At 63.6% G+C, this 20,227-nt stretch carries 9 protein-coding genes and 1 pseudogene; 2 read left to right on the top strand and 8 right to left on the bottom strand.

Annotated features, from left to right (window positions below; genetic code table 11):
• Positions 1–66: 66 nt before the first annotated feature.
• Positions 67–824: pseudogene (locus tag CLM60_RS19310) on the top strand (IS5 family transposase).
• Between the two features lie 9 nt (positions 825–833).
• Here the strand turns inward: CLM60_RS19310 and CLM60_RS19305 are convergent.
• The 8 genes from CLM60_RS19305 to CLM60_RS19270 form a co-directional block, all read right to left on the bottom strand.
• Positions 834–4,199, bottom strand: a complete 3,366-nt coding sequence (locus CLM60_RS19305) for an error-prone DNA polymerase (RefSeq protein ID WP_095590691.1) — start codon at positions 4,197–4,199, stop codon at positions 834–836.
• On the bottom strand, positions 4,196–5,674 hold the full coding sequence (locus CLM60_RS19300) for a Y-family DNA polymerase (RefSeq protein ID WP_095590690.1): 1,479 nt from the start codon (positions 5,672–5,674) through the stop codon (positions 4,196–4,198). The genes CLM60_RS19305 and CLM60_RS19300 overlap by 4 nt, the downstream gene beginning before the upstream one ends.
• Positions 5,589–6,167 carry an ImuA family protein gene (locus tag CLM60_RS19295; protein ID WP_095590798.1) on the bottom strand — a complete coding sequence of 193 codons (579 nt, stop codon included), beginning with the start codon at positions 6,165–6,167 and terminating at the stop codon, positions 5,589–5,591. The genes CLM60_RS19300 and CLM60_RS19295 overlap by 86 nt, the downstream gene beginning before the upstream one ends.
• A gap of 379 nt (positions 6,168–6,546) precedes the next feature.
• On the bottom strand, positions 6,547–7,599 hold the full coding sequence (locus CLM60_RS19290; protein WP_095590689.1) for a 2,3-butanediol dehydrogenase: 1,053 nt from the start codon (positions 7,597–7,599) through the stop codon (positions 6,547–6,549).
• 94 nt (positions 7,600–7,693) lie between these two features.
• The gene (locus CLM60_RS19285; RefSeq protein WP_095590688.1) at positions 7,694–9,493 is read right to left on the bottom strand and encodes an NAD(P)/FAD-dependent oxidoreductase; all 1,800 of its coding nucleotides are present in this window, start codon (positions 9,491–9,493) and stop codon (positions 7,694–7,696) included.
• 140 nt (positions 9,494–9,633) lie between these two features.
• Positions 9,634–11,382, bottom strand: coding sequence for a sigma-54-dependent Fis family transcriptional regulator (locus CLM60_RS19280; protein WP_095590687.1), 1,749 nt, complete (start codon positions 11,380–11,382; stop codon positions 9,634–9,636).
• Between the two features lie 305 nt (positions 11,383–11,687).
• A complete protein-coding gene (locus CLM60_RS19275; RefSeq protein ID WP_095590686.1) occupies positions 11,688–16,385 on the bottom strand; it encodes a beta strand repeat-containing protein in 4,698 nt (1,565 codons plus the stop codon).
• Between the two features lie 48 nt (positions 16,386–16,433).
• A complete protein-coding gene (locus CLM60_RS19270; protein WP_217983308.1) occupies positions 16,434–17,501 on the bottom strand; it encodes a TIGR03032 family protein in 1,068 nt (355 codons plus the stop codon).
• A gap of 275 nt (positions 17,502–17,776) precedes the next feature.
• On the opposite strand from CLM60_RS19270, the gene CLM60_RS19265 reads away from it, so the two are divergent.
• The gene (locus CLM60_RS19265) at positions 17,777–20,086 is read left to right on the top strand and encodes a Tex family protein (RefSeq protein ID WP_095590684.1); all 2,310 of its coding nucleotides are present in this window, start codon (positions 17,777–17,779) and stop codon (positions 20,084–20,086) included.
• Positions 20,087–20,227: the final 141 nt, after the last annotated feature.

The following is a 20,227-nucleotide window of genomic DNA, read 5'->3' as shown; positions in this document are numbered from 1 at the left end:
CTAGGGTCAGGATGCATTGATTTCCGCCGCGCGGCGTGATTCAGGGCTCCAAAACGGAGCGGTAACATGAGCGATCTTTTCTGGCTGACCGACGCGCAGATGGCGCGTCTGTAACCCTTCTTTCCGAAGTCCCATGGCAAGCCCCGTGTTGACGACAGGCGGGTTTTGAGCGGAATTATTTTCATCAACCGCAATGGCTTAAGGTGGCGCGATGCTCCCGCAGCCTATGGCCCCCACAAAACGCTCTACAGCCGGTGGGGGCGTTGGAGCGAGAAAGGCATCTTCGCCCGGATGATGGTCGGCCTGGCTGCGGAGCATGCTGAAGAGAATACCGTGATGATTGACGAGACATATCTCAAGGCCCACCGAACAGCGACCAGCATGGCCGTGAAAAAGGGGGGCGTGGCCGCCTGATCGGTCGGACCAAGGGCGGAATGAACACCAAACTGCATGCCGTCTGTGACAGCCAGGGACGCCCAATCGACTTGTTCGTCACCGCAGGACAGGTGAGCGACTACATCGGCGCGCGGGCGTTGCTCAGTCGCCTGCCAAACGTCAAATGGCTGCTCGGGGATCGCGGCTACGACGCCGACTGGTTCCGAGAAGCATTGCAGGACAAGGGGATACGCGCCTGTATCCCTGGACGAAAGCAACGCAAGACGCCGGTTAAATACGACAAGCGCCGCTACAAATGGCGAAACCGGATCGAGATCATGTTCGGCAGGCTCAAGGATTGGCGGCGCCTGGCGACCAGATACGACCGATGCTCCAAGGTGTTCCTCTCAGCAATCGCTCTCGCTGCTCTCGTCATCTATTGGTTATGAACCCTGAACCTAATGAAAATCGCGGCTTGGGAACAGCCGTTTGGCCTGATCCCGTGGATGCATGGCGCGCGGGGCGGGCAGGGGGCGTGGGGCGGTGTCTGTTTTGGGGGTGGTTTGGCCGATGGCGCTGTCCATTGGGTGGCCGAGATCGGAGAGCCGGGGGGAAAGGTCCTCGATCTGCTGGGCGATCAGGTGCACGACGATGCCTTCGCGTTGCAGGTGGCCGGTCACGCGCAAAAGCCGCCCGCCCATGACGATCCGGCGGAACCGCTCATAGATCTTGGGCCAGACCACCACGTTGGACACGCCCGTTTCATCCTCCAGCGTCAGGAAAATCACCCCTGACGCGGTGCCCGGGCGCTGGCGGGTGATGACGAGGCCGCAGACACTGACCCGGCCAAGCGGGATCTTGGGAAGTTTGTCATGGGGGATCAGGCCGGGAATGGTCGGACGCAGCAATTCCATCGGGTGGGCGCGCAGGGTCAGGCGCATGGAGACGTAATCCTCGACCACTTCTTCACCCAGATGCATCGTGGGCAGGGCGACTGGCGGCTCATTGATGCTTTCCCCGTCAATCGGATCATTGAACAGGGGCAGCGGCGCCTGGCCACGGATCGCGCGTACCTGCCAAAGCGCATCGCGCCGGGTCAGGCCCATATCGGTAAAGGCATCGGCCTTGGCCAGACGTTCCAGCACAGCCGGCGCCACCCCGGCACGCAGCCAGACGGATTCCGGGTCAGGGTAACCATTGCCCCGGGCGGCCACGATCCAGCCGGCATCCTCTTCCTTGAAGCCCTTGATCTGCCGGAACCCCAGCCGCAGCGCCAGCGCCCCGTCGCCGCGACGTTCCAGCGTGTTGTCCCAATGGCTGGCATTGACGCAGATCGGGCGGACCTCGACCTGGTGTTCGCGGGCGTCGCGCACGATCTGAGCGGGGGCATAGAACCCCATGGGCTGGGAATTCAGCAACGCGCAGGCAAAGACCGCCGGGTAATGGCATTTCAGCCAGGCCGAGACATAGGCAAGCATGGCGAATGCCGCCGCGTGGCTTTCGGGGAAACCGTAATCGGCAAACCCCTCGATCTGGCCGAAACAGCGCTCGGCGACTTCGTGGCTGTACCCGTTGGTCAGCATTCCGGCGATGAACTTTTCGCGGTGCTCGCCAATCGTGCCCATGCGCCGGAAGGAAGCAAGGGACCGGCGCAGGTGGTCCGCCTCTTCCGCGCTATAGCCCGCGCCAACCACGGCGATCTGCATCGCCTGTTCCTGAAACAGCGGCACGCCAAGGGTGCGGCGCGTCACGGCTTCCAGCGCGGGGCCGAAGGGCTCGATCTTTTCCACCCCCTGCCGCCGCTTGATATAGGGTTGCACCATGCCGCCCTGGATTGGGCCGGGGCGGACGATGGCGACCTCGATCACCAGATCGTAGAAGGTGCGCGGCTTCATTCGTGGCAGGAAATTCATCTGTGCCCGGCTTTCCACCTGAAACACCCCAACCGCGTCGGCCAGGCAGAGCATGTCATAGGTCGCGCCATCCTCTTGCGGAACGGTATCAATGGTCAGCGTCTGGCCTTCATGCTCGTGCATCAGCTCGAACGCCTTGCGGATGCAGCTGAGCATCCCCAGCCCCAGCACATCGACCTTGAGGATACCAAGCGTGTCGATGTCGTCCTTGTCCCATTCGATGAGGGTACGATCCTCCATCGCCGCGTTTTCGATCGGGGCCAGCTCGTCCAGCCGCCCCTTGGTGATGACGAAACCGCCCACATGCTGGGACAGGTGGCGTGGAAAGCCGATGATCTGGCCGATCAGCCGGATGGTCTGCGCCAGGCGCCGGTCGGTGGGGTCAAGGCCCAGCTCCCTGATCCGGTCGGGGTCTGCCCCACCATTGGAATGGCCCCAGATCTGCCCCGACAGGCCCGCTGTCACATCCTGTGACAGGCCCATGACCTTGCCCACCTCGCGGATCGCCGCGCGGGATCGGAAATGGATCACGGTCGCGCACAGGCCCGCGCGGTGGCGGCCGTATTTCTCGTAAATCCACTGGATCACCTCTTCGCGGCGTTCATGTTCGAAATCCACGTCGATATCGGGCGGCTCGCCCCGGTGTTTGGAGATGAACCGTTCGAACACCATGGCGATCTGATCGGGCGAGACATCGGTGATGCCCAGCAGGTAACACAGGATCGAATTGGCCGCCGAGCCGCGCCCCTGACACAGGATGCCTTTTGAGCGGGCGAATTGGACAATGTCGTAAACGGTCAGGAAATAGGCCGGAAAGCCCAGTTCGGCGACCAGTTTCAACTCCTTGTCCATCAGGTCATGAACCCGCTGCGGCGCCCCTGTCGGATAGCGCCGCTTCAACCCATCCCGCGTCAACCGCTCTAGCCGCGCCTGCGGGGTTTCGCCCTGGGAAATCTCATCGGGGTACTCGTAGCTGAGCTCGCTCAGATCAAAGCTGCAGCGTGCGGTGATCTCCAGCGTGCGGCGCAAGGCGGCGGGGTGATCGCGAAAAAGCCGCAGCATATCGGCGTGGCCTTTCAGGCGGCGTTCGCCATTGGGCAGGGCGCGGGTGCCGATCTGATCAATGGTGATGTGCTCGCGCATGCAGGTCAGCACATCGGCCAGTTGGCGACGGCTGGCGCGGTGCATCAGCACATCGCCGATGGCGACCATCGGCGCAGACGCCCTAAGCGCCAGATGCGCGCATTGATCCAGCCAGGCGCAATCCGATCCGTCATAACGCGGCGCGGCCCCCAGAAAGACATGGCCGGGAAAGCGGCGCTGCATCTTTTGGATGTCCGGCAGGGCATCGTCCAGCCCCCCTTGCGGCAACGCGATCAGGATCATGCCGCCGCACCCGTTCAACAGGTCTGCCCGGTCGAGATGGCACGCCCCCTTTTCCGCCCGCCGCTTGCCAAGGGTCAGAAGTCGCGTCAGCCGCTGATAGGCGGCCCTGTCGCGCGGCAGGGCGATCCAATCCACCGTACTGTCCCGCAGCACAAGCCGACAGCCCACGATCAGCTTGGGCAGATGCACCGCGTCCGGGCGCGTGATCGGGCTGGGTTGCCCCACCTCCTGGCGTGAGCATTGGTCGACCCGGTGTTGCGAGCGGATGCGGATGGCGTCTTCCATGCCCCGCCGCAGTTCCTTCAGCGCCCGATAGGCCCGCACCACGCCCGCCAGCGAATTGCGATCCGTGATGGCAATGGCGGACAGGCCAAGCTCTGCCGCCCGGACGACCAGCTCCTCGGGGTGGGACGCCCCGGTCAGGAAGGTGAAATTGGAGGTCACGCAGAGTTCGGCATAGCCGCCACGCGGGCTGAAATCCCCCGGTGGGGTCACGGCGCGATCCTCCCGCAGGATTTCGATCATGCGAATTCCCCCTGCACGAACCAACCCGGGTTTTGCGGCGTGTAAAACAACCAGAGCCGCCGCCCTTGCCGCGTTTCCACATGCCAGTAGTCCCGCATCCCGCTGCGCCAGTTGTCATCGGGCAGCCACCATTCCGGGGCGATCCGTTCCGGCCCCGTTGCCCGCGCCGTGCTGAGCGACATACGCCGCCAACGAAAGTGACGGGGTGGGCGCGCCGCGGTTCCGGCGATAGGTTCCGGCGGGAACAGGCACACAGGGCGGGGGCGCGTGGCCACCCAGGACCCGCCCGGCTCGGACCAGGCCGCCGCCGCGATCAGAAAACTGCGTTCGGGGATATGGCTGTCGGCGGGCAGGAAACGCTGCACGTTTTCCAGCCCGATCCGCGTACCGATCCGGGTGATGAGATCGTCCAGCTGATCCGCCCGACCGGACGACACATGGCTGACCTGATGCACGGGCAGCGGCTCGACCTGTACCGCCTCCAACCGTATCTGGTCGATGCCGAAGCCCGCATCGACCTCGCCCAGACCGCGCGCAAAGAGCGGCAGGATACGTGCGGCATCGCGCATCGGGCTGGCCAGGCGCAACTCGACCGTTTGTGCTTCCTGATCGACACGGCGCAGCGTCAGGCTGAGCACCCGCGCGCCGGTTTCCTGTGCTTTCAACTTGGTGCAAAGCTGGTCGAGCAGGCGGGATGTGGCCGCCATTACATCGTCAAACAGGCCGATCGGCTCGGGCAGGCTCAGGCGGACTCCGTAATGGGGTGGTTCGGCCAGCGGGGTGATTTGTTCGGGCTGACGGCCAAGCGCCTGATCCAGCCGCAGCAACAGGTCCGGGCCAAAGCGCCGGGCCAGCGGGGCGCGGGCCGCGTTTTCCAGCGCGCCGATTGTGCGCAGCCCCAGCCGTTGCAGGGCAGTTACGGTATCGTCTTCGATCCGCAGCGCCGCAACGGACAGGCCCGCCAAAGCCGCATGGGGCGCCCCGGCTTCTGCTGTCCCTTCTCTGAAATGGGCCAGTGCCCAGGCCGCGCCGCGCGTATCCCCCAGCCCGAGGCGCACGGTCAGCCCGGCCCGAGCCAGCCGCTGGCGCATGTCGGCAAGCAATGCGGCTTCGCCCCCGAACAGATGCGCCGATCCGGTGATGTCCAGCACCAGGCCGTCATCGCCCTCCAGCCCGACCCAGGGGCAATAACGGGTGGCCCACCGGCGCAGCACATGCAGGAACCGCGTGTTCCCAGCGGGATCGGCCGGACGGCTGAGCAGACCGGGGCAAAAAGCCCGTGCATCGGCAAGGGTCATGCCACGGTGCAGCCCCTGCCGCTCAGCCGCGGTATTCAGGCAATGCAGCCGTTCTGCATTCGCCTGTTTGAGCGTCAGTGCAAAGGGGCCGTCAACCGGGCGCGCCCGCAGAGCCCGGTCGCTCGCCAGCCGGGGGAACCACATGGAGACGACGCGCCGTTGCATCCCATCGAACATGCCAGGCCCTCAATGTTCCTGATTTGTTCTTGATAATTTCCCAGCGCATCAGAGTCGAGTCGCCTGCGTCGAAAACCGGCATACAGTGCCATCGGGTTTCCGCTGCGTTGCTGCCCATGCCGTCGGGGATCAGGCACAGTCCCGTCGATTTCCCCGCCTTCGCGGCAAGCTGCAACCGCCGCCCCTCGCGCAGATCGAGCGGGCGGCTGATCTCGATGACGACCAGCGGCACCGCCCCGTCCTTGAGCGCCTCTTCCGCGACGGCCAGCGTTTCGGTCTGGTCCTTGGTCTGGGCCAACAGCAGCTTCGACGGGTCGAAGAAATCCGACAGCCCCACCGGATTGATCATCTCGTTCCGCCACGATTCCCTGACCCACAGCAGCGACCCGGCCCGCGCCGCGGCAACCGCGGCAAAACTTATCGCACCGGGGCCATACGCCTCGTGAACACGGGCGTTGCGAAGGGGAAGCGGTATGTCGTTGGTCACGGTCATGTGGCGCATCATAACGGGTGGCGATCCTGTCCTGCTCGCTAAGAGTCCGCGTCTATAGGTTCGCTCTGTTCAGGTTTTGGCCTTCATTTGATCAGTTAGCATATTCATGTGTCGTCAGACCAGCGAGACTGGAGTAAGGCCGCTTGTGCACGGTTGTCGTTTGTACAGAGAACCCATGTGCCAAAACCGCATTCTGAAGCAATGGTTGACCCAAAGCGCCCCATCAGGGGGTCTTGGGACGGTCAATGCCCGGATGCACCACAATAATTTCTATAAGCTCGCCCACGCAAATTCTCATCAAACAGCTGCGCGTTCCTATGGGGGCTGGCTCCGGCCGCCCTTCGTCAATCGGGGCGGCCGGGTTTCCGTTTCTGGGGTGTCAGTCGGGCGCCTGAACCAGGATTTTCACGTGGGATTTCTCGGCGACAAGCGCTTCGAAACCTTCGGTCACGATGTCATCCAGGGCGATCCGCTTCGTGACCAGTTGGTCGGCGCTGAAATAGCCTTGGGTCATAAGCGCCATGACCGCAGGATAGACATTGCGATAGGCAATGGTGCCCTGCAGCTGACGTTCTTTGAGCACGATCGTATTGGGCTGGAATGCGGCCTCGGCTTCCCAGATCGACACGACCAGAACCTGTCCCTCGTGGCGGGTGGCGTCGATGCATTGAGGCAGCACCTGCGGTACGCCGGTCACCTCGAAGGTCACGTGAACACCTCCCGTCGCCTCGCGGATCGCCGCGACGGCGTCCGTTGCGGTGGGGTCGATCACCGCGGTGGCGCCCAGATCCAGCGCCTTTTGCCGACGCACCTCGGAGGGTTCGACAACATGGATTTCGGACGCACCCGCAACGCGCAGCGATTCCACCACCAACAGCCCGATCGGCCCCGCGCCGAAGACCGCAGCCTTGTCGCCGGCCTTTATCTTGGACAGCCGGACAGCGTGCAGGGCGACGGCGGCGGGTTCAACCAAGGCGCCCTGTTCCATCGAAAGCCCATCGGGCATCTTGTGGACCATGCGCGCGGGGACGACGCTGTGCGTTGCAAAGCCGCCATGCCCGCCGGACAGCCCGACGAACCCCAGCGAGTCGCAAAGGTTGTACTTGCCCTCGAGGCAGGCCGGGCATTCACCGCAGGCGAAGATCGGTTCGATGGCAACACGATCGCCGACAGCAAGGTCCGTGACGTCTTCGCCCAGTTCGGTGATCGTGCCGCAGTATTCGTGCCCCATCGTGATCGGGGCCTTGTCATGGCTCAGCGGGTGATCCTCGTCCACGGGCACGAAAATCGGCCCGGCGAGATATTCGTGCAGATCGCTGCCGCAGATGCCGGTCCATGCGACCTTGATCTTGACCTCGTCCTTGCCCGGTTTCGGCTCGGTTATGTCCTCAACGCGAATGTCTTTCACGCCATGCCAACGTGCTGCTTTCATGTGGATTTCTCCGTTTTCAAGTGATGGGTTTCCCTGACGGCAGGACACCGCCAGGGTATGGGCGCGCCGTCGTCTGGCGCGCCGCCAGGGGGCGTCACGACAGGTGATGCACCGCTTGCAGGCCATAGACGGGCGTGCCCAAACCCTCCATCCGGGCCTTCAGTTGCAGCGCAAGGTACAGCGAATAGTGCCGCGACTGGTGCAGGTTGCCGCCGTGGAACCACAGGTTCTCCTGCTGGGTCGGCTTCCACATGTTGCGCTGCTCGCCCTCCCACGGGCCGGGGTCCTTGGTGGTGTCAGAGCCCAGGCCCCAGACCTTGCCGACCTTGTCTGCCACCTCTTGGCTGATCAGGTCTGCAGCCCAGCCGTTCATGGAACCATAGCCGGTCGCCATGACCACAAGATCGGCGTCCAGATGTGTGCCATCCGTCAGCACAACGCCGGTCTCGTCAAAGCGTTCGACCTGCCCCTTTACCAGTTTCACGGCGCCGTCGATGATCAACTGGCTGGCGCCCACGTCGATGTAATAGCCCGAGCCGCGCCGCAGGTATTTCATGAAAAGGCCCGAACCGTCGTCGCCCCAATCCAGTTCGAAGCCCGCTTTTTCCAGCCCGGCATAGAACTGGGCGTCGCGTTCGCGCATCTGATCATACAGCGGGATCTGAAACTCGTGCATGATCCGATAGGGCAGCGAGGCAAAGATCATATCGGCCTTTTCGGTCGTCACGCCGTTGGCCACGGCCTCTTCGGAATAAAGCGCGCCAAGGCCGATCTCCATCAGGGTGTCCGAGCGCACGATATGGGTGGACGAGCGCTGCACCATCGTCACATCGGCATCTGCCTCCCAAAGTGCGGCACAGATATCGTGGGCCGAGTTGTTCGATCCCACGACGACCACCTTCTTGCCGGTCCAGGCATCCGGGCCTTCGTGCTGCGAGCTGTGCTGGATGGTGCCCTTGAAGCTGTCCATCCCCGGAAACTCCGGAATGTTCGGCTTGCCCGACATTCCCGTCGCCAGCACCAGCTGCGTCGGCCGCAGCGTGACCTCTTCGCCATCGCGGTTCACCTTGACGGTCCAGGTCCCGGTGTCCTCGTCGTACTGCGCGCTCTGGACCTCGGACCGGGTCCAGTAGTTGATTTCCATGACCTTGGTGTACATTTCCAGCCAGTCACCCACCTTGTCCTTGGGCGTGAAGATCGGCCAGTTGTCGGGGAATTTGATATACGGCAGGTGGTCATACCAGATCGGATCATGCAGGCAGAGCGACTTGTAGCGCGAGCGCCACTGGTCGCCGGGCCGGTCGTGCTTGTCCAGAACGATGGTCGGCACCCCAAGCTGGCGCAGCCGCGCGCCAAGGGCGATGCCCCCCTGGCCGCCGCCCACGATCACCGTATAGGGCTGCGTGCCGTAACCCAGGTCGGCCGCCTCGGCCTCGCGCTTTTCTTTCCATGACTTGCGGTCCTTGGCAGCGCCATGCTCGACGCCCTTGGGACGGCGCTTGCCCCGGTTCTCCTCGAAACCTTTCAGCTCCTGCAACGCGGTGAGCAGCGTCCAGATCAGGCCATTCCTCAGGCGCATCAGCCCCCATCCCCGGCCTGCAGCGGTCTCGAAGGTGATCCATGCGGTGATGACATCGCCATCTTCGGCTGGAAGCTCGCCCTCTTGAATGGCAAAATCGCGCGGTTTGGTGTGTTTCAATTGCGCCGACAGCATGTCCTGAACACCCAACGGCCCCTCTACCGTCTTCAGGTTCCATGTCACGGCGACCAGATCGCGCCAATAGCTGTCGGTGGCAAACAGCGCGCTTGCGGCCTGGGCGTCGCCTTGTTCCAAGGCGGCGTTCAGACTGTCCAGCGTCTGTTGCACCTGTGCGGTGACTGTCGAGTCGAGCATTGCGTTTCCTCCTCATCAGCAATGTGATGAGCAGACAGTGGCGAAACGCGCGGCCTTGGTGACACAGGAAACTGGAACTTTCGGCTGTCTCTTTGGTTGCGGCGCCGCAGCATGTTGCATACGCAACGCCGCGCAACACATCAGTCCGGCGCGCGCAACCCTTCCTTGCGGATGCGGCGCAGAACGGTTGACCGGTTGACGCCCAGACGGCGCGCCGCACGGGCCATGTTCCAGTTGCAAGCGTCCAGAACCGACTCCAGATCCAGCTTTTCCGCGCCCGCCCGGGGGGCGGCCGGAAGATCCGGCAGGTCAATCACCATCGTTTCCGCCAGCGCACAGGCAACATCCAGCACATTGCCAAGTTCGCGCAGGTTCCCCGGCCAGTCGCGCGCCATCAACTCGGTCCGCGCCGAAGGTGTCAGGCGCATCTCGCCCCCGCATCGTCGCCGCAGCATGCGTTCGATCAGCCAGCCCAGATCTTGCCTTTCGCGCAGGGGCGGCAATTCCAGCACCGACCCCGACAGCCGGAAATACAGGGCCGATGGCATATTTTCATGCGACATCAGATCGGACGGCGCATGGCAGGTGGTCGATATCGGGCGCATGTCGGGATACGCGTCCAGCAGGCCCGCCAGAACCCGTGCGGTTTCCGCGGGCAAATCTTCGACACGGCGCAGCAGCAATGTACCCTGACCGGATTTCTCGGCCAGCGCTTCGCGCAGATCCCCGGGGCGCGTGCCGGCACAATCCAGCGCAAGGAAGCCACCGCGCCGTGAGGCCATGTGAATCGCACGGGCAAGCTTTGTCTTGCCGCTGCCGCTTTCGCCGCAGATCATCAGCGGCACCTGCGTCTGTGCCAGCCGTTCGGCCTGGGCCAACAGGCGGACCAGGGTCGGATCGCCGCCCGCCAGGGTTGCCAGAACGCCGCTTCGCGAACTGACGGTGGTCGCGCTTTGCGTGGCTTGGGTCCTGCGCGGGGCCTGTGGCGCGATCGCATGCCCGAACACGGCGCCGCCATCCTCCAGCGCCACGACCCGTTCCTCGGTGGGGCGGTCGCGCATCAGGTCGGGCAAGTCATCGACGCTCAACCCCAGCAGGCCGTCAATCCGTTCACCGATCAGGCTCTTGCCCCGCGACAGCATCCGGGTTGCCGCACGCGTGGCCCCGATCACCCGTCCCGAACCGTCAAGCGATACGGCCGCTTCCGGGTCCACATCGAGGAACTCTGGGCTTGATGAAAACCGCAGAACCCATTCCCGGCGGCTGGCTGCCATCAGGTTCGCCATCTCGACCCGCCGCGCCGCGGCCGTCACAAGCGACATTGCAAGGTTCTGACTGCTTTTCGGTGTCGGCGAGCGCAGCAACGAGATATCCAGGATCGCGGCAAGCTGCCCCAGACTGTCATAGATTGGTGCCGATGTGCAGGACAGCCCAGTATGCGCGTTTCCGAAATGGTCGTCCTGATGCACGGTGACCGGCTCGCCGGTGACAATGCAGGCCCCGACGCCGCATGTTCCGGCAAGATCTTCGGACCAGTTCGACCCCAGGTAAAGCCCCGCACCGCGCAAATCGTCCACAAACAGCTCATCACCGAAGAAGTCGACGCATACGCCCTTGGCATCCGTCAGCAACAGGACGTAATTCTGGCCCGCCACCTGACGAAACAGGCTTTGCAGGCTCGACCGTGCCGCGCCGATCATCCATTCGGCCTGCTCGCGATGCGTGCGGAATTCGCTGTCGGTGACGATGTGGGCCGGCTCGTTGCGCGTCGGGTCCATCCCGTAGAGCTCGACACACCGCCGCCAGGAAGCATCCACATAACTGTCCCGCCCCGTCGCGTGACCATCCAGGACCTGCGCGATTTCCTCGATGTGATTCCATTCCACCATGACGACCTCCTCCCGGATACAATACTACGATCAACGGGTGCGCGCACGATCGTGGACTTTGGTATAAGGTTGCGCGGCTTTCAGATCGGGTCGGGCCAGACGTGCGAAGGGCAGGCGCCGTGCTTGCCAGCGGGCGTGGCTCCGGGGACGCGAAAGCGAAACGGGCACCCCGTTATTGGGTGCCCGTTCACGGCAATCGCCGTGGTCAGACGCGCTGTTTCATTTCGGCATCAGGCGCCGCCTTGTCGTCCCGCTGGTCGGATTTCCCGGTGCCTCGGATTACGGACGGCGTCGTGTGCGATATCCTAGAACTCGATACGGAAGCCCACGCTGCCGCCGAAGCTGTGCTCGTTCGAGCCGCCGAAGCCGGTTGCGCCGGTGACTTCCCCGAACAGCGTCGTGTTCTGCGAAATCGCCATCTGCCCACCCAACGTCAGCGCGACAGAGCTTCGGTCCCGCGCGGTGGTAATGGTCTCTGCGCCGAAATCGACCGCCGTCGTATTGTCGAACGCATGGAAATAGTCGACCTGTCCGAACAGCACCGAGCCGCCAGAAAGGTTCTTTTCCGCCCGTAGGCCCAGACGGCCGGTCAGATTATCGCCATCGGAAACCGATCCGTTCAACCCGCCCCCGCCCAAGTCCGCCACATCGTCGATATCGATATCGCTGTACATGATCTGCGCCTGCGGAATAAGCGTCAGACCGTTTTGCAACTCGAACGGCTTGCCCATCTCGACCGACAGACCATAGCCGTCGCCGTTCACATCGACCGCTTTACCACCCCTTGGGGTGACCTGGCTGTCGAAGCGGGCATAACGCAGCTGGACATCGGTATAGAAATAGTCGTCCGCGACCCACAGGGCGCTTAGCGTCACATCATGGGCATCGGTATCGATCGCCGCGCGGGTCAATGCGGTTTCCACATCGCTCGAGATTCGGCTGACGCCGAATTCCAGCCCCCCGACAAGTCGCCCGCCGAACACATCCGCCAGCGGCAAGGCCGCCCCGAAGCGCAGATCGGCGATATCGGTATCGACCTCGCGGTCGTCGGCCGTATAGCTGCTGCGCTGGCCCGTGGCCTGGACCCAGACCGGTGGCAGGGTCGCGGTGGAAAATTCGTGCAGCGCGCGGCTGACCGTTTGCGTGCCGCGGCCGTCGCGCGGCGTTGCGCCCATCACCCGGCCCAAGGCCGAGCCAAAGGTCAGATGCGTGCTGAACTGTTCCGCCCCCGCGGCCAGGAACGCGCCGCCCGGGTTGTCGATCAGATCCCCCTTGGCAAAGGGGTTCAGAACGAATGTTCCCGCCACGGCATCATGTTCCAGAAGATAGGCGATTTCGCCGTCGCTGATCGCCTGTACGCCGCCATTGGTGACGAAATCGGCGTTGACCAACCGGAAATCCGCCGCGCTGCTGGTTCCGGCGACCGTGACCAGCGTGAATGTCTGCGCCGCATCGACGGTGCGGCCCGATTTGGTCAGCTCGATCCCCTGACGCGCCCCGGCGGTGTTGCCCGCCACGAAGACCGCGTCATTGGTGCCCTCGGTCAGGTTGATGTCCAGCCCGATCGTGCCCTTGCCGGTCAGATCCGCGCCAAACGACAGCCGGTCACCGCTTGCCCCATCGGCGGCGCTAATCAGGCCATCGTTCAGCACCGTCCGGGCGAACGAGGCATCCCCCGCCCCAGCCGCCCCGGCCAGAAAGCGGCCGGTCGCGTTGACCTGAAGCTCTCCGTCCAAAGCGAAGCCTGCATTGCTGGCGACGATACTGGCGTTGGTGTCGATCAGGATGGCGTCGAGGCCGCCCGTGTCCGTGCTGTCCAGTGTCAGGCTGCTGCCATCCTGTGCCGTCAGGTTTTCCCAGCCCGTGAATACCGCGCTGTCGAACGTGCCTGTGAAGCCTGAAAACACCAGGGCGTCATCGGCGTCATCCCCGCCATTGAACAGGGTGGCGTCACGAATATCCGCACCGCCTTCGATGATCAGCGTGTCGGCGCCACGGTTCATGACCACGCTGCCGGTCAGGCGCGATCCGTCCCGCAAGATGAGCGTGCCGGCGTCGCTGCCATTCACAATCGCCTGTCCGCTTGCCGGGTCAACAACCGCACCATCCAGCAGCTCAATTGTACTGGTGGTCTGGGATGTCGCCTGAATGGCGGGGCCATCGGTGCTGGAAACGTTGCCGGATACGGTTACGCTGGTTACACCCGTTCCATAGTTGAGGGCGGCGATCCCCCCATCTTCACCGGCAATGTCCCCGGTTGCCGTGATCGAAATATCGGTTCCGTAGCTTTGGGCGAAAATGCCGCGGCCATTCGTGCCCAGGGCATTTGTCGCATTGATCGTCAAAGCCCCGTCGCCCGAATGAAACGCCGCAATTCCGGTTTGACTGCCCGTCACCGTGCCCGAAGACGTGATCGAAAGATCCGCGCCGCGATGATCCGCCTGTATGCCGTTGCCGCCTGTCGCGGTGACATCCACGACGTCAAGGATCATATCGCTGTCGCCCCCATTCGTTTGTGCCGTGATACCCCCGGTCGTGCCTGTGACGTGACCCGATGACGTGATGGTCATGCGCGTCGTCTCATCATCGCCTGTCGCGTAAATGCCATAGCCAGAGGCGCCGCCGGAACCGCCGGTCACATCCGCGACGTCAATGGTAAGATCACCGTCCCCCCGTTGCTCGGCGTCGATCCCGTTCTCGAACGCGGTGATCGTCCCGGAAGCGGTGATGGTCATGTCCGCGCCGAAGCTGGTTGCCAAGATACCATGGCCCCCTGTGGCGGTGACGTCGGCGACATCGATACTCAGCACCCCGCTGTTGCCCTGATCGGCGAAGATGCCTTTGAACCCACTGACATGACCTGTGGCAGAGATCAGCAGGTCGCTGTCAAATTCGTTGTCATTGATCGCTTCGATTCCATAGCCTTCGTCGCTGTGCACGGTGTTGACCGCGACGGACAGCGTGCCGCTTCCGTCGTTGATCGCCTCGATCGCCGTGTCCGACGCGCTGACAGTCCCCGAGGCCGTGATGGTCAAATCGGTGCCAGTGCTTCTGTTGATGGCCTCGATGCCTTTTCCGTCCGTGCTGATCACGTCGCTTACATCAATGGTCAACGCCCCTGATCCGCGGTTATCGACCTTGATGCCGGACTGCACCGTCGCGATGGTGCCGGTGGAGGTGATCGACAGATCGGTGCCCGGAGCGCTGCTGAATGCCACGATGCCATCCCCGGTCGCGCTGGCTACGTCGACCACATTGATGGTCGTCGCGCCTGATCCAAGGTTCTCGACAAAAATGCCATCGTCCGATGCAGTGATGCTGCCCGATGCCGTGAGGGTCAGACCGGTCGCCCCACTGTCGAGGTATGCGAAGATGCCGTCTTCGCCTGTGCTGGTAACATCGGTGACGTCAATGCTCACGGCGCCCGTCCCGGTATGATCGACACTAATACCATCCAGCGCGGCCTGAATTGCGCCGGTCGCTGTGATGGACAGGTCCGTGCCATTGTTTCTGGCCTGAACGCCCAGACTGTTTGCCGAGCTGACGTCGGTCACGTCAATGGTCAGCGCTCCGCTGCCAGAGTTGGACGCGTAAATGCCGTCGTCATCGACCGTCACAGCGCCCGAAGCCGTGATGGACAAGTCGGTGCCCTGGATTGAATTGACCGCGCTGATACCGTGTTCGTCTGTGCTGGTCACATCGCCCACATCGATGCTGAGCGCACCTGTTCCCTGATTGATTGCCAGAATGCCGTGCTGTGCGGCCTGAATGTGCCCGGTCGATGTGATGGACAGATCGGTACCTGCGCTGCCATTGGAGGCGTCGATGCCCTTCCCCGAGGTGCTGGTCACATCCGCCACGTCAATGGTCAGCGCGCCGGTCCCAACATTCTGAGCAAAAATGCCATCCTGTGCTGCCGCAATGGTGCCGGTTGCGGTGATGGACAGGTCCGTGCCATAGTTTCCCGCCTGAATACCACGCCCGTTATCGGCGCTGACATCGGCCACGTCGATGGTCAGCGCGCCGGTGCCGGTATTGATCGCATAGATGCCGTTCTGATTACCCGCCACTGTGCCCGGCGCCGTGATGGACAGGTCGGTTGTCAGGCTTTCGTTGATCACGCGAACGCCGTCCGCGGCGGTGCTGGTCACACGGGCCACGTCAACATGTGTTGCGCCTTGCCCCTGATTGATCGCCAGCACACCGTGTTGTGCGGCGCCAATCTGTCCGATCGACGTGACGGACAGATCCGTGCCCGTGTTGACGGCGTGGATGCCAATACCATCCGAGCCGATCACATCCACGACATTGATGCTCAGGTCACCAGAGGCCGGGAAGTAAAAGGCACCAGAAGCGACGCCAAGGCTCGCGACAATCCCATCAGTCGCGCCTTGAACGGTTCCCGATGCGGTGATGGTTAAATCCGTTATGGGCGGGTTGTCATTTCGTCCATCGCTGTTGTTTGCGAAGATGCCGCGTCCCGTTGCGCCCGTCACATCGACAACATCAATCGACATGGCGCCCGTGCTGACGTTCCGGGCAATGATGCCATCATTGCCCCCCGCGACGTGCCCTGTGGTTGTGATCGAAATCCCGTCATCGGTGAGCGTGTCAATGCCGTCTTCCCCACCCGTGATCTGAGAGCCGTTTGCGTCGGTAAAGGTGACGGTACCCGCATCCCGAATTCGAATGGCATCACCGGTTGCATTATGCCCGAACCCCGGTTCTGTGGTGATCGTGGTCGGACTCACCGGCTCGTCGATCAGGATTGTGTCCTCAGGGGTGATGTCATTTGCCGGACCCGAGCAGATGAACGCCCCGCCGTCCTGATCCACACAGCTTCCAGCCAGCGTGGCGCCTGCGCCCAGCATCAAGGCCGCCCCAATTGCCACGGTCGATACCTGACCAATCATCGGCGCAAAGCTTGCCACCCGGCCCTTGTATTTGGTCATGCGCCCGCCGCGCAGGGTGAAAATCGGGTTTTTACGGAAAAAGGTTTTCATTTTGTCCCTCACGGTCAAATTATTTTGGTCTGTTTTGATGTTTTTGGATCAATGCGCTTTGGCAGTCGTGATCAGCGACGTTGCCTCGGCCGTGCCGGGCGCAATGGCCAGGGGGCACAGATGACCGGGCAAAAGCTCCAGGTCGTAAAGCTCGGCCACGGCACCATCAATGCGCAGCCAGTCCACACAGGTCTTTGTGGTCAGGTCGATCACCTGAATCCCGCACCAGGGCGCGCTGTCGGCCTGGGACAGGCGGGCGTCCAGCTCCAGCCCTTCGAACCGTTTGTAGCGTGGCTTGGACAAACCGACGAAGGCGAAGCGGCCATGAATGGCCAGACCGCGCGCGAACCCGGGGCAGAAGACATGCGGCACGAACCGGCCGTGCCCGTCGTCGTCGAAGACCACCTCGCCCAGTTCGCCCTTGCCGGAATTCAGCACCCAAAGCCGCCCGTCATGCAGGCGCGGGGAATGCGGCATCGACAGGCCCTGGCAGACGATTTCATTGGTTTGCACATCCATGATGATGCCGCCATCGATGCGCCGGTCACGCCAGCCATCGACCGTGTCGGAGCGGCTGACCGCGGTGACATAGCGCGGCGTGCCATCCTGCATCGCCAGGCCGTTCAGGTGACAGCGGTCCTCGTCCACCTGGGCCGTGATGAAGGGCGGGCGCCAAACCTCGGCAAAGCTGTGGCGCGCATCGGGCGTCGCCAGGCAGTTATAGCGGGTGTTGACAAAAATCGACCGGCCGTCGGCATCAATGCCCAGATCGTGCAGGTCCAGATGCCCGGTAAACTCGCTTTGGCGTGGCATGAAGCCCGCGTCGAAGATGCTGTTCATCCGCTCATCGGGATCCAGCACGTTCTGCAGGTGCAGGATCTGATCCCCCGCCGCAATCGACAGCCCGTGCGCGCCGTGCCGATGCACCCCCATCGGGCGCGGAAAAGCCATCTGATGGATGTTGATCCCGCCATCGGGCTTGACCCCGGCCAGGTACAGAAGTCCCGATTGATAGGATGAAAACGCCAGGGACAGATCCAGCGACGCCAACCGCTTTGCCAATCCTGGGGAAACGGAATATTGCGCCTCGGTCGTGGATTTGTTGTCTGGCGTCATGTTATTCATAATGATTTCAAGTCCTTGGCTTCAATTTCACATGCTTCTTGCAAGGCAAAGGCGCGCATCACTCGTGACCTTTACGCATGGGAAGCCGGAATTATTCTGCGGATTGAATTTTTTTGGACCGGGGGCGCGCCGTGGCCCGGCAGGGGCAGCTTGCCTGATCCGTCTGTCGGCAGACCCGCGCCTTTCGCACGCGATGATGTCACTCGGGTCTTGGCGGTGCGGCGGGGCTTGGGTAAACCGGTCTTCCGACGAGCAGGAGAACGCCCTTGGATCACACAGCCGACCGTATTGCCCGCACCATCGCCACCGAGATTGCCGCCAGCGAGAAACAGGTCGCTTCGGCCGTCGCGCTTCTGGACGAAGGCGCGACCGTGCCCTTCATCGCGCGCTATCGCAAGGAGGTGACAGGCGGTCTGGACGATACGCAGTTGCGGGTGCTGAACGACCGGCTGTCCTATCTGCGCGAGCTGGAAAAGCGCCGGGCCGCGATTGTCGAATCGATCCGCGGGCAGGGCAAGCTGACCGACGAGCTGGCGAAGATGATCGCGCAGGCCGAAACCAAATCGACGCTCGAAGACATCTATCTGCCCTACAAGCCCAAGCGCCGCACCAAGGCGATGATCGCCCGCGAAAACGGGCTGGAGCCGCTTTTGCGCGCCATCGAAGCCGACCGGGGCGCCGATCCCGCGACATTGGCCGAAGGCTATGTGAGCGAGGCGGTCGAAACCGCCGCCGCCGCGCTGGACGGCGCGCGCGACATCCTGGCCGAGGAACTGTCCGAATGCGCAAGCCTGCTGGGCCGCCTGCGCGAGTTCATGCAGGCCGAGGCGCTGGTTTCGGCGCGCGTGCTGCCCGGCAAGGAAGAGGCGGGCGTCAAATTCTCCGACTATTTCGCGCATACCGAGGCCTGGGCAAAGATCCCGTCGCACCGGGCGCTGGCGATCCTGCGCGCCGCGAAGGAAGAGATCGTGACCATCGACATCGCACCCGACCCTGAAACCGGGGCGGCGCGCGCGCAGGACATCGTGTGCGCCGAAATCGGCATCAAGGGCGATGGGCCGGGAGATCAGTGGTTGCGCGCGGCAGCGGCCTGGACCTGGCGGGTCAAGCTGTCGCTGACGATGTATGTCGACCTGTTGGGCGATCTGCGCGGCCGCGCCCATGAAGAGGCGATCGCCGTGTTTGCCCGCAACCTGCGCGATCTTCTACTGGCGGCCCCGGCGGGCAGCAAACCGACGCTGGGGCTGGATCCCGGCATCCGCACCGGCGTCAAGGCGGCGGTGGTTGATGCGACGGGCAAGCTGGTCGAGACCGCGACGCTTTATCCGTTCCAGCCCAAGATGGATCTGCGCGGGGCACAGGCCTGGATCGCGGCGGCGGTGAGGCGGCACGGGATCGAGCTGATCGCCATCGGCAACGGCACCGCCAGCCGCGAGACCGAGCGGATGGTGGCCGACACGCTGAAGCTGATCGAGGGCGCCAAGCCCACCAAGGTTGTGGTCTCCGAGGCGGGCGCCAGCGTCTATTCGGCATCGGAACTGGCGGCGCGGGAATTCCCCGATCTGGATGTCAGCCTGCGCGGTGCGGTCAGCATCGCGCGCCGCCTGCAGGATCCGCTGGCCGAGTTGGTCAAGGTGCCGCCCGAAAGCATCGGTGTCGGCCAGTACCAGCACGATGTCGACCAGCGCCGCCTGACCCAGGCGCTGGAAGGCGTGGTCGAGGATGCGGTGAACGGCGTAGGGGTCGACCTGAACATGGCGTCGGCCCCGCTGCTGGCGCAGATCGCGGGCCTGAGCCCGTCGGTCGCGGCGGCAATTGTCGCGCATCGCGACCTGCATGGCGCCTTTGCCTCGCGCAAGGGGCTGCTGGATGTATCGGGGCTGGGCCCGCGCGCATACGAGCAATGCGCGGGCTTTCTGCGCATCCGCAATGGCGACGATCCGCTCGATGCCTCGTCCGTCCACCCCGAGGCCTATGACGTGGCGCGCCGCATCGTCGGGGCCTGCGGGCGCGATATCCGCGACATCATGGGCCAGCCCGAGGCGCTGCGCGGGATGCGGGCGCAGGATTTCGTCGATGACCGGTTCGGCCTGCCGACCGTGCGCGACATTCTGGACGAACTGGCTAAGCCCGGCCGCGATCCGCGCCCCGAATTCAAGACCGCGTCCTTTGCCGACGGGGTCGAGGATATCAAGGACCTGAAGCCCGGCATGTTGCTTGAGGGGACCGTCACCAATGTCGCGGCCTTCGGGGCCTTTGTCGATATCGGCGTGCACCAGGACGGGCTGGTGCATGTCAGCCAGCTGGCCGACCGGTTCGTCAAGGACCCGCACGAGGTCGTCAAGGCCGGCGATGTGGTCCGCGTCCGCGTGACCGAGGTCGACATCCCGCGCAAGCGGATCGGGCTGAGCATGCGCAAGGATGGTGGCCAGCGATCCGCCCCCGACCAGAAAAACGACGCCAAAGGCGCGCCCAAGGGCGGTAGGTCGCGGTCGCCCAAAAGCGCCTCGCCCCAGGGGGCGGCGTCCACCGGCGCTCTGGGCGCGGCGCTGTCTGCGGCGCTGAAGGGCAAGTAACCATCCGCGCCCCGGTCCCGATGACCGGTGGCGCGGCATGCCCCGGCCCAACGCGGGCGAAACAAGCACGAGATTTGTGCAGCTGGCGTCTTTGGCGCGGAATGTGCTTGTCATCTGACATGCGCTGGGGTCAAATTCGTC

The sequence above is a fragment of the Actibacterium ureilyticum genome (assembly GCF_002285435.1).
Taxonomy (GTDB): Bacteria; Pseudomonadota; Alphaproteobacteria; order Rhodobacterales; family Rhodobacteraceae; genus Actibacterium_C; species Actibacterium_C ureilyticum.
The sequence above is the reverse complement of the archived record's forward strand: the minus strand, read 5'-3'. Positions and strand labels throughout refer to the sequence as shown.

Coding starts and splice junctions, on each gene's coding strand:
- CLM60_RS19305 (WP_095590691.1), bottom strand. CDS start 4,199: ATGATCGAAATCCTGCGGGAGGATCGCGCCGTGACCCCACCGGGGGAT.
- CLM60_RS19300 (WP_095590690.1), bottom strand. CDS start 5,674: ATGTTCGATGGGATGCAACGGCGCGTCGTCTCCATGTGGTTCCCCCGG.
- CLM60_RS19295 (WP_095590798.1), bottom strand. CDS start 6,167: ATGACCGTGACCAACGACATACCGCTTCCCCTTCGCAACGCCCGTGTT.
- CLM60_RS19290 (WP_095590689.1), bottom strand. CDS start 7,599: ATGAAAGCAGCACGTTGGCATGGCGTGAAAGACATTCGCGTTGAGGAC.
- CLM60_RS19285 (WP_095590688.1), bottom strand. CDS start 9,493: ATGCTCGACTCGACAGTCACCGCACAGGTGCAACAGACGCTGGACAGT.
- CLM60_RS19280 (WP_095590687.1), bottom strand. CDS start 11,382: ATGGTGGAATGGAATCACATCGAGGAAATCGCGCAGGTCCTGGATGGT.
- CLM60_RS19275 (WP_095590686.1), bottom strand. CDS start 16,385: ATGAAAACCTTTTTCCGTAAAAACCCGATTTTCACCCTGCGCGGCGGG.
- CLM60_RS19270 (WP_217983308.1), bottom strand. CDS start 17,501: ATGACGCCAGACAACAAATCCACGACCGAGGCGCAATATTCCGTTTCC.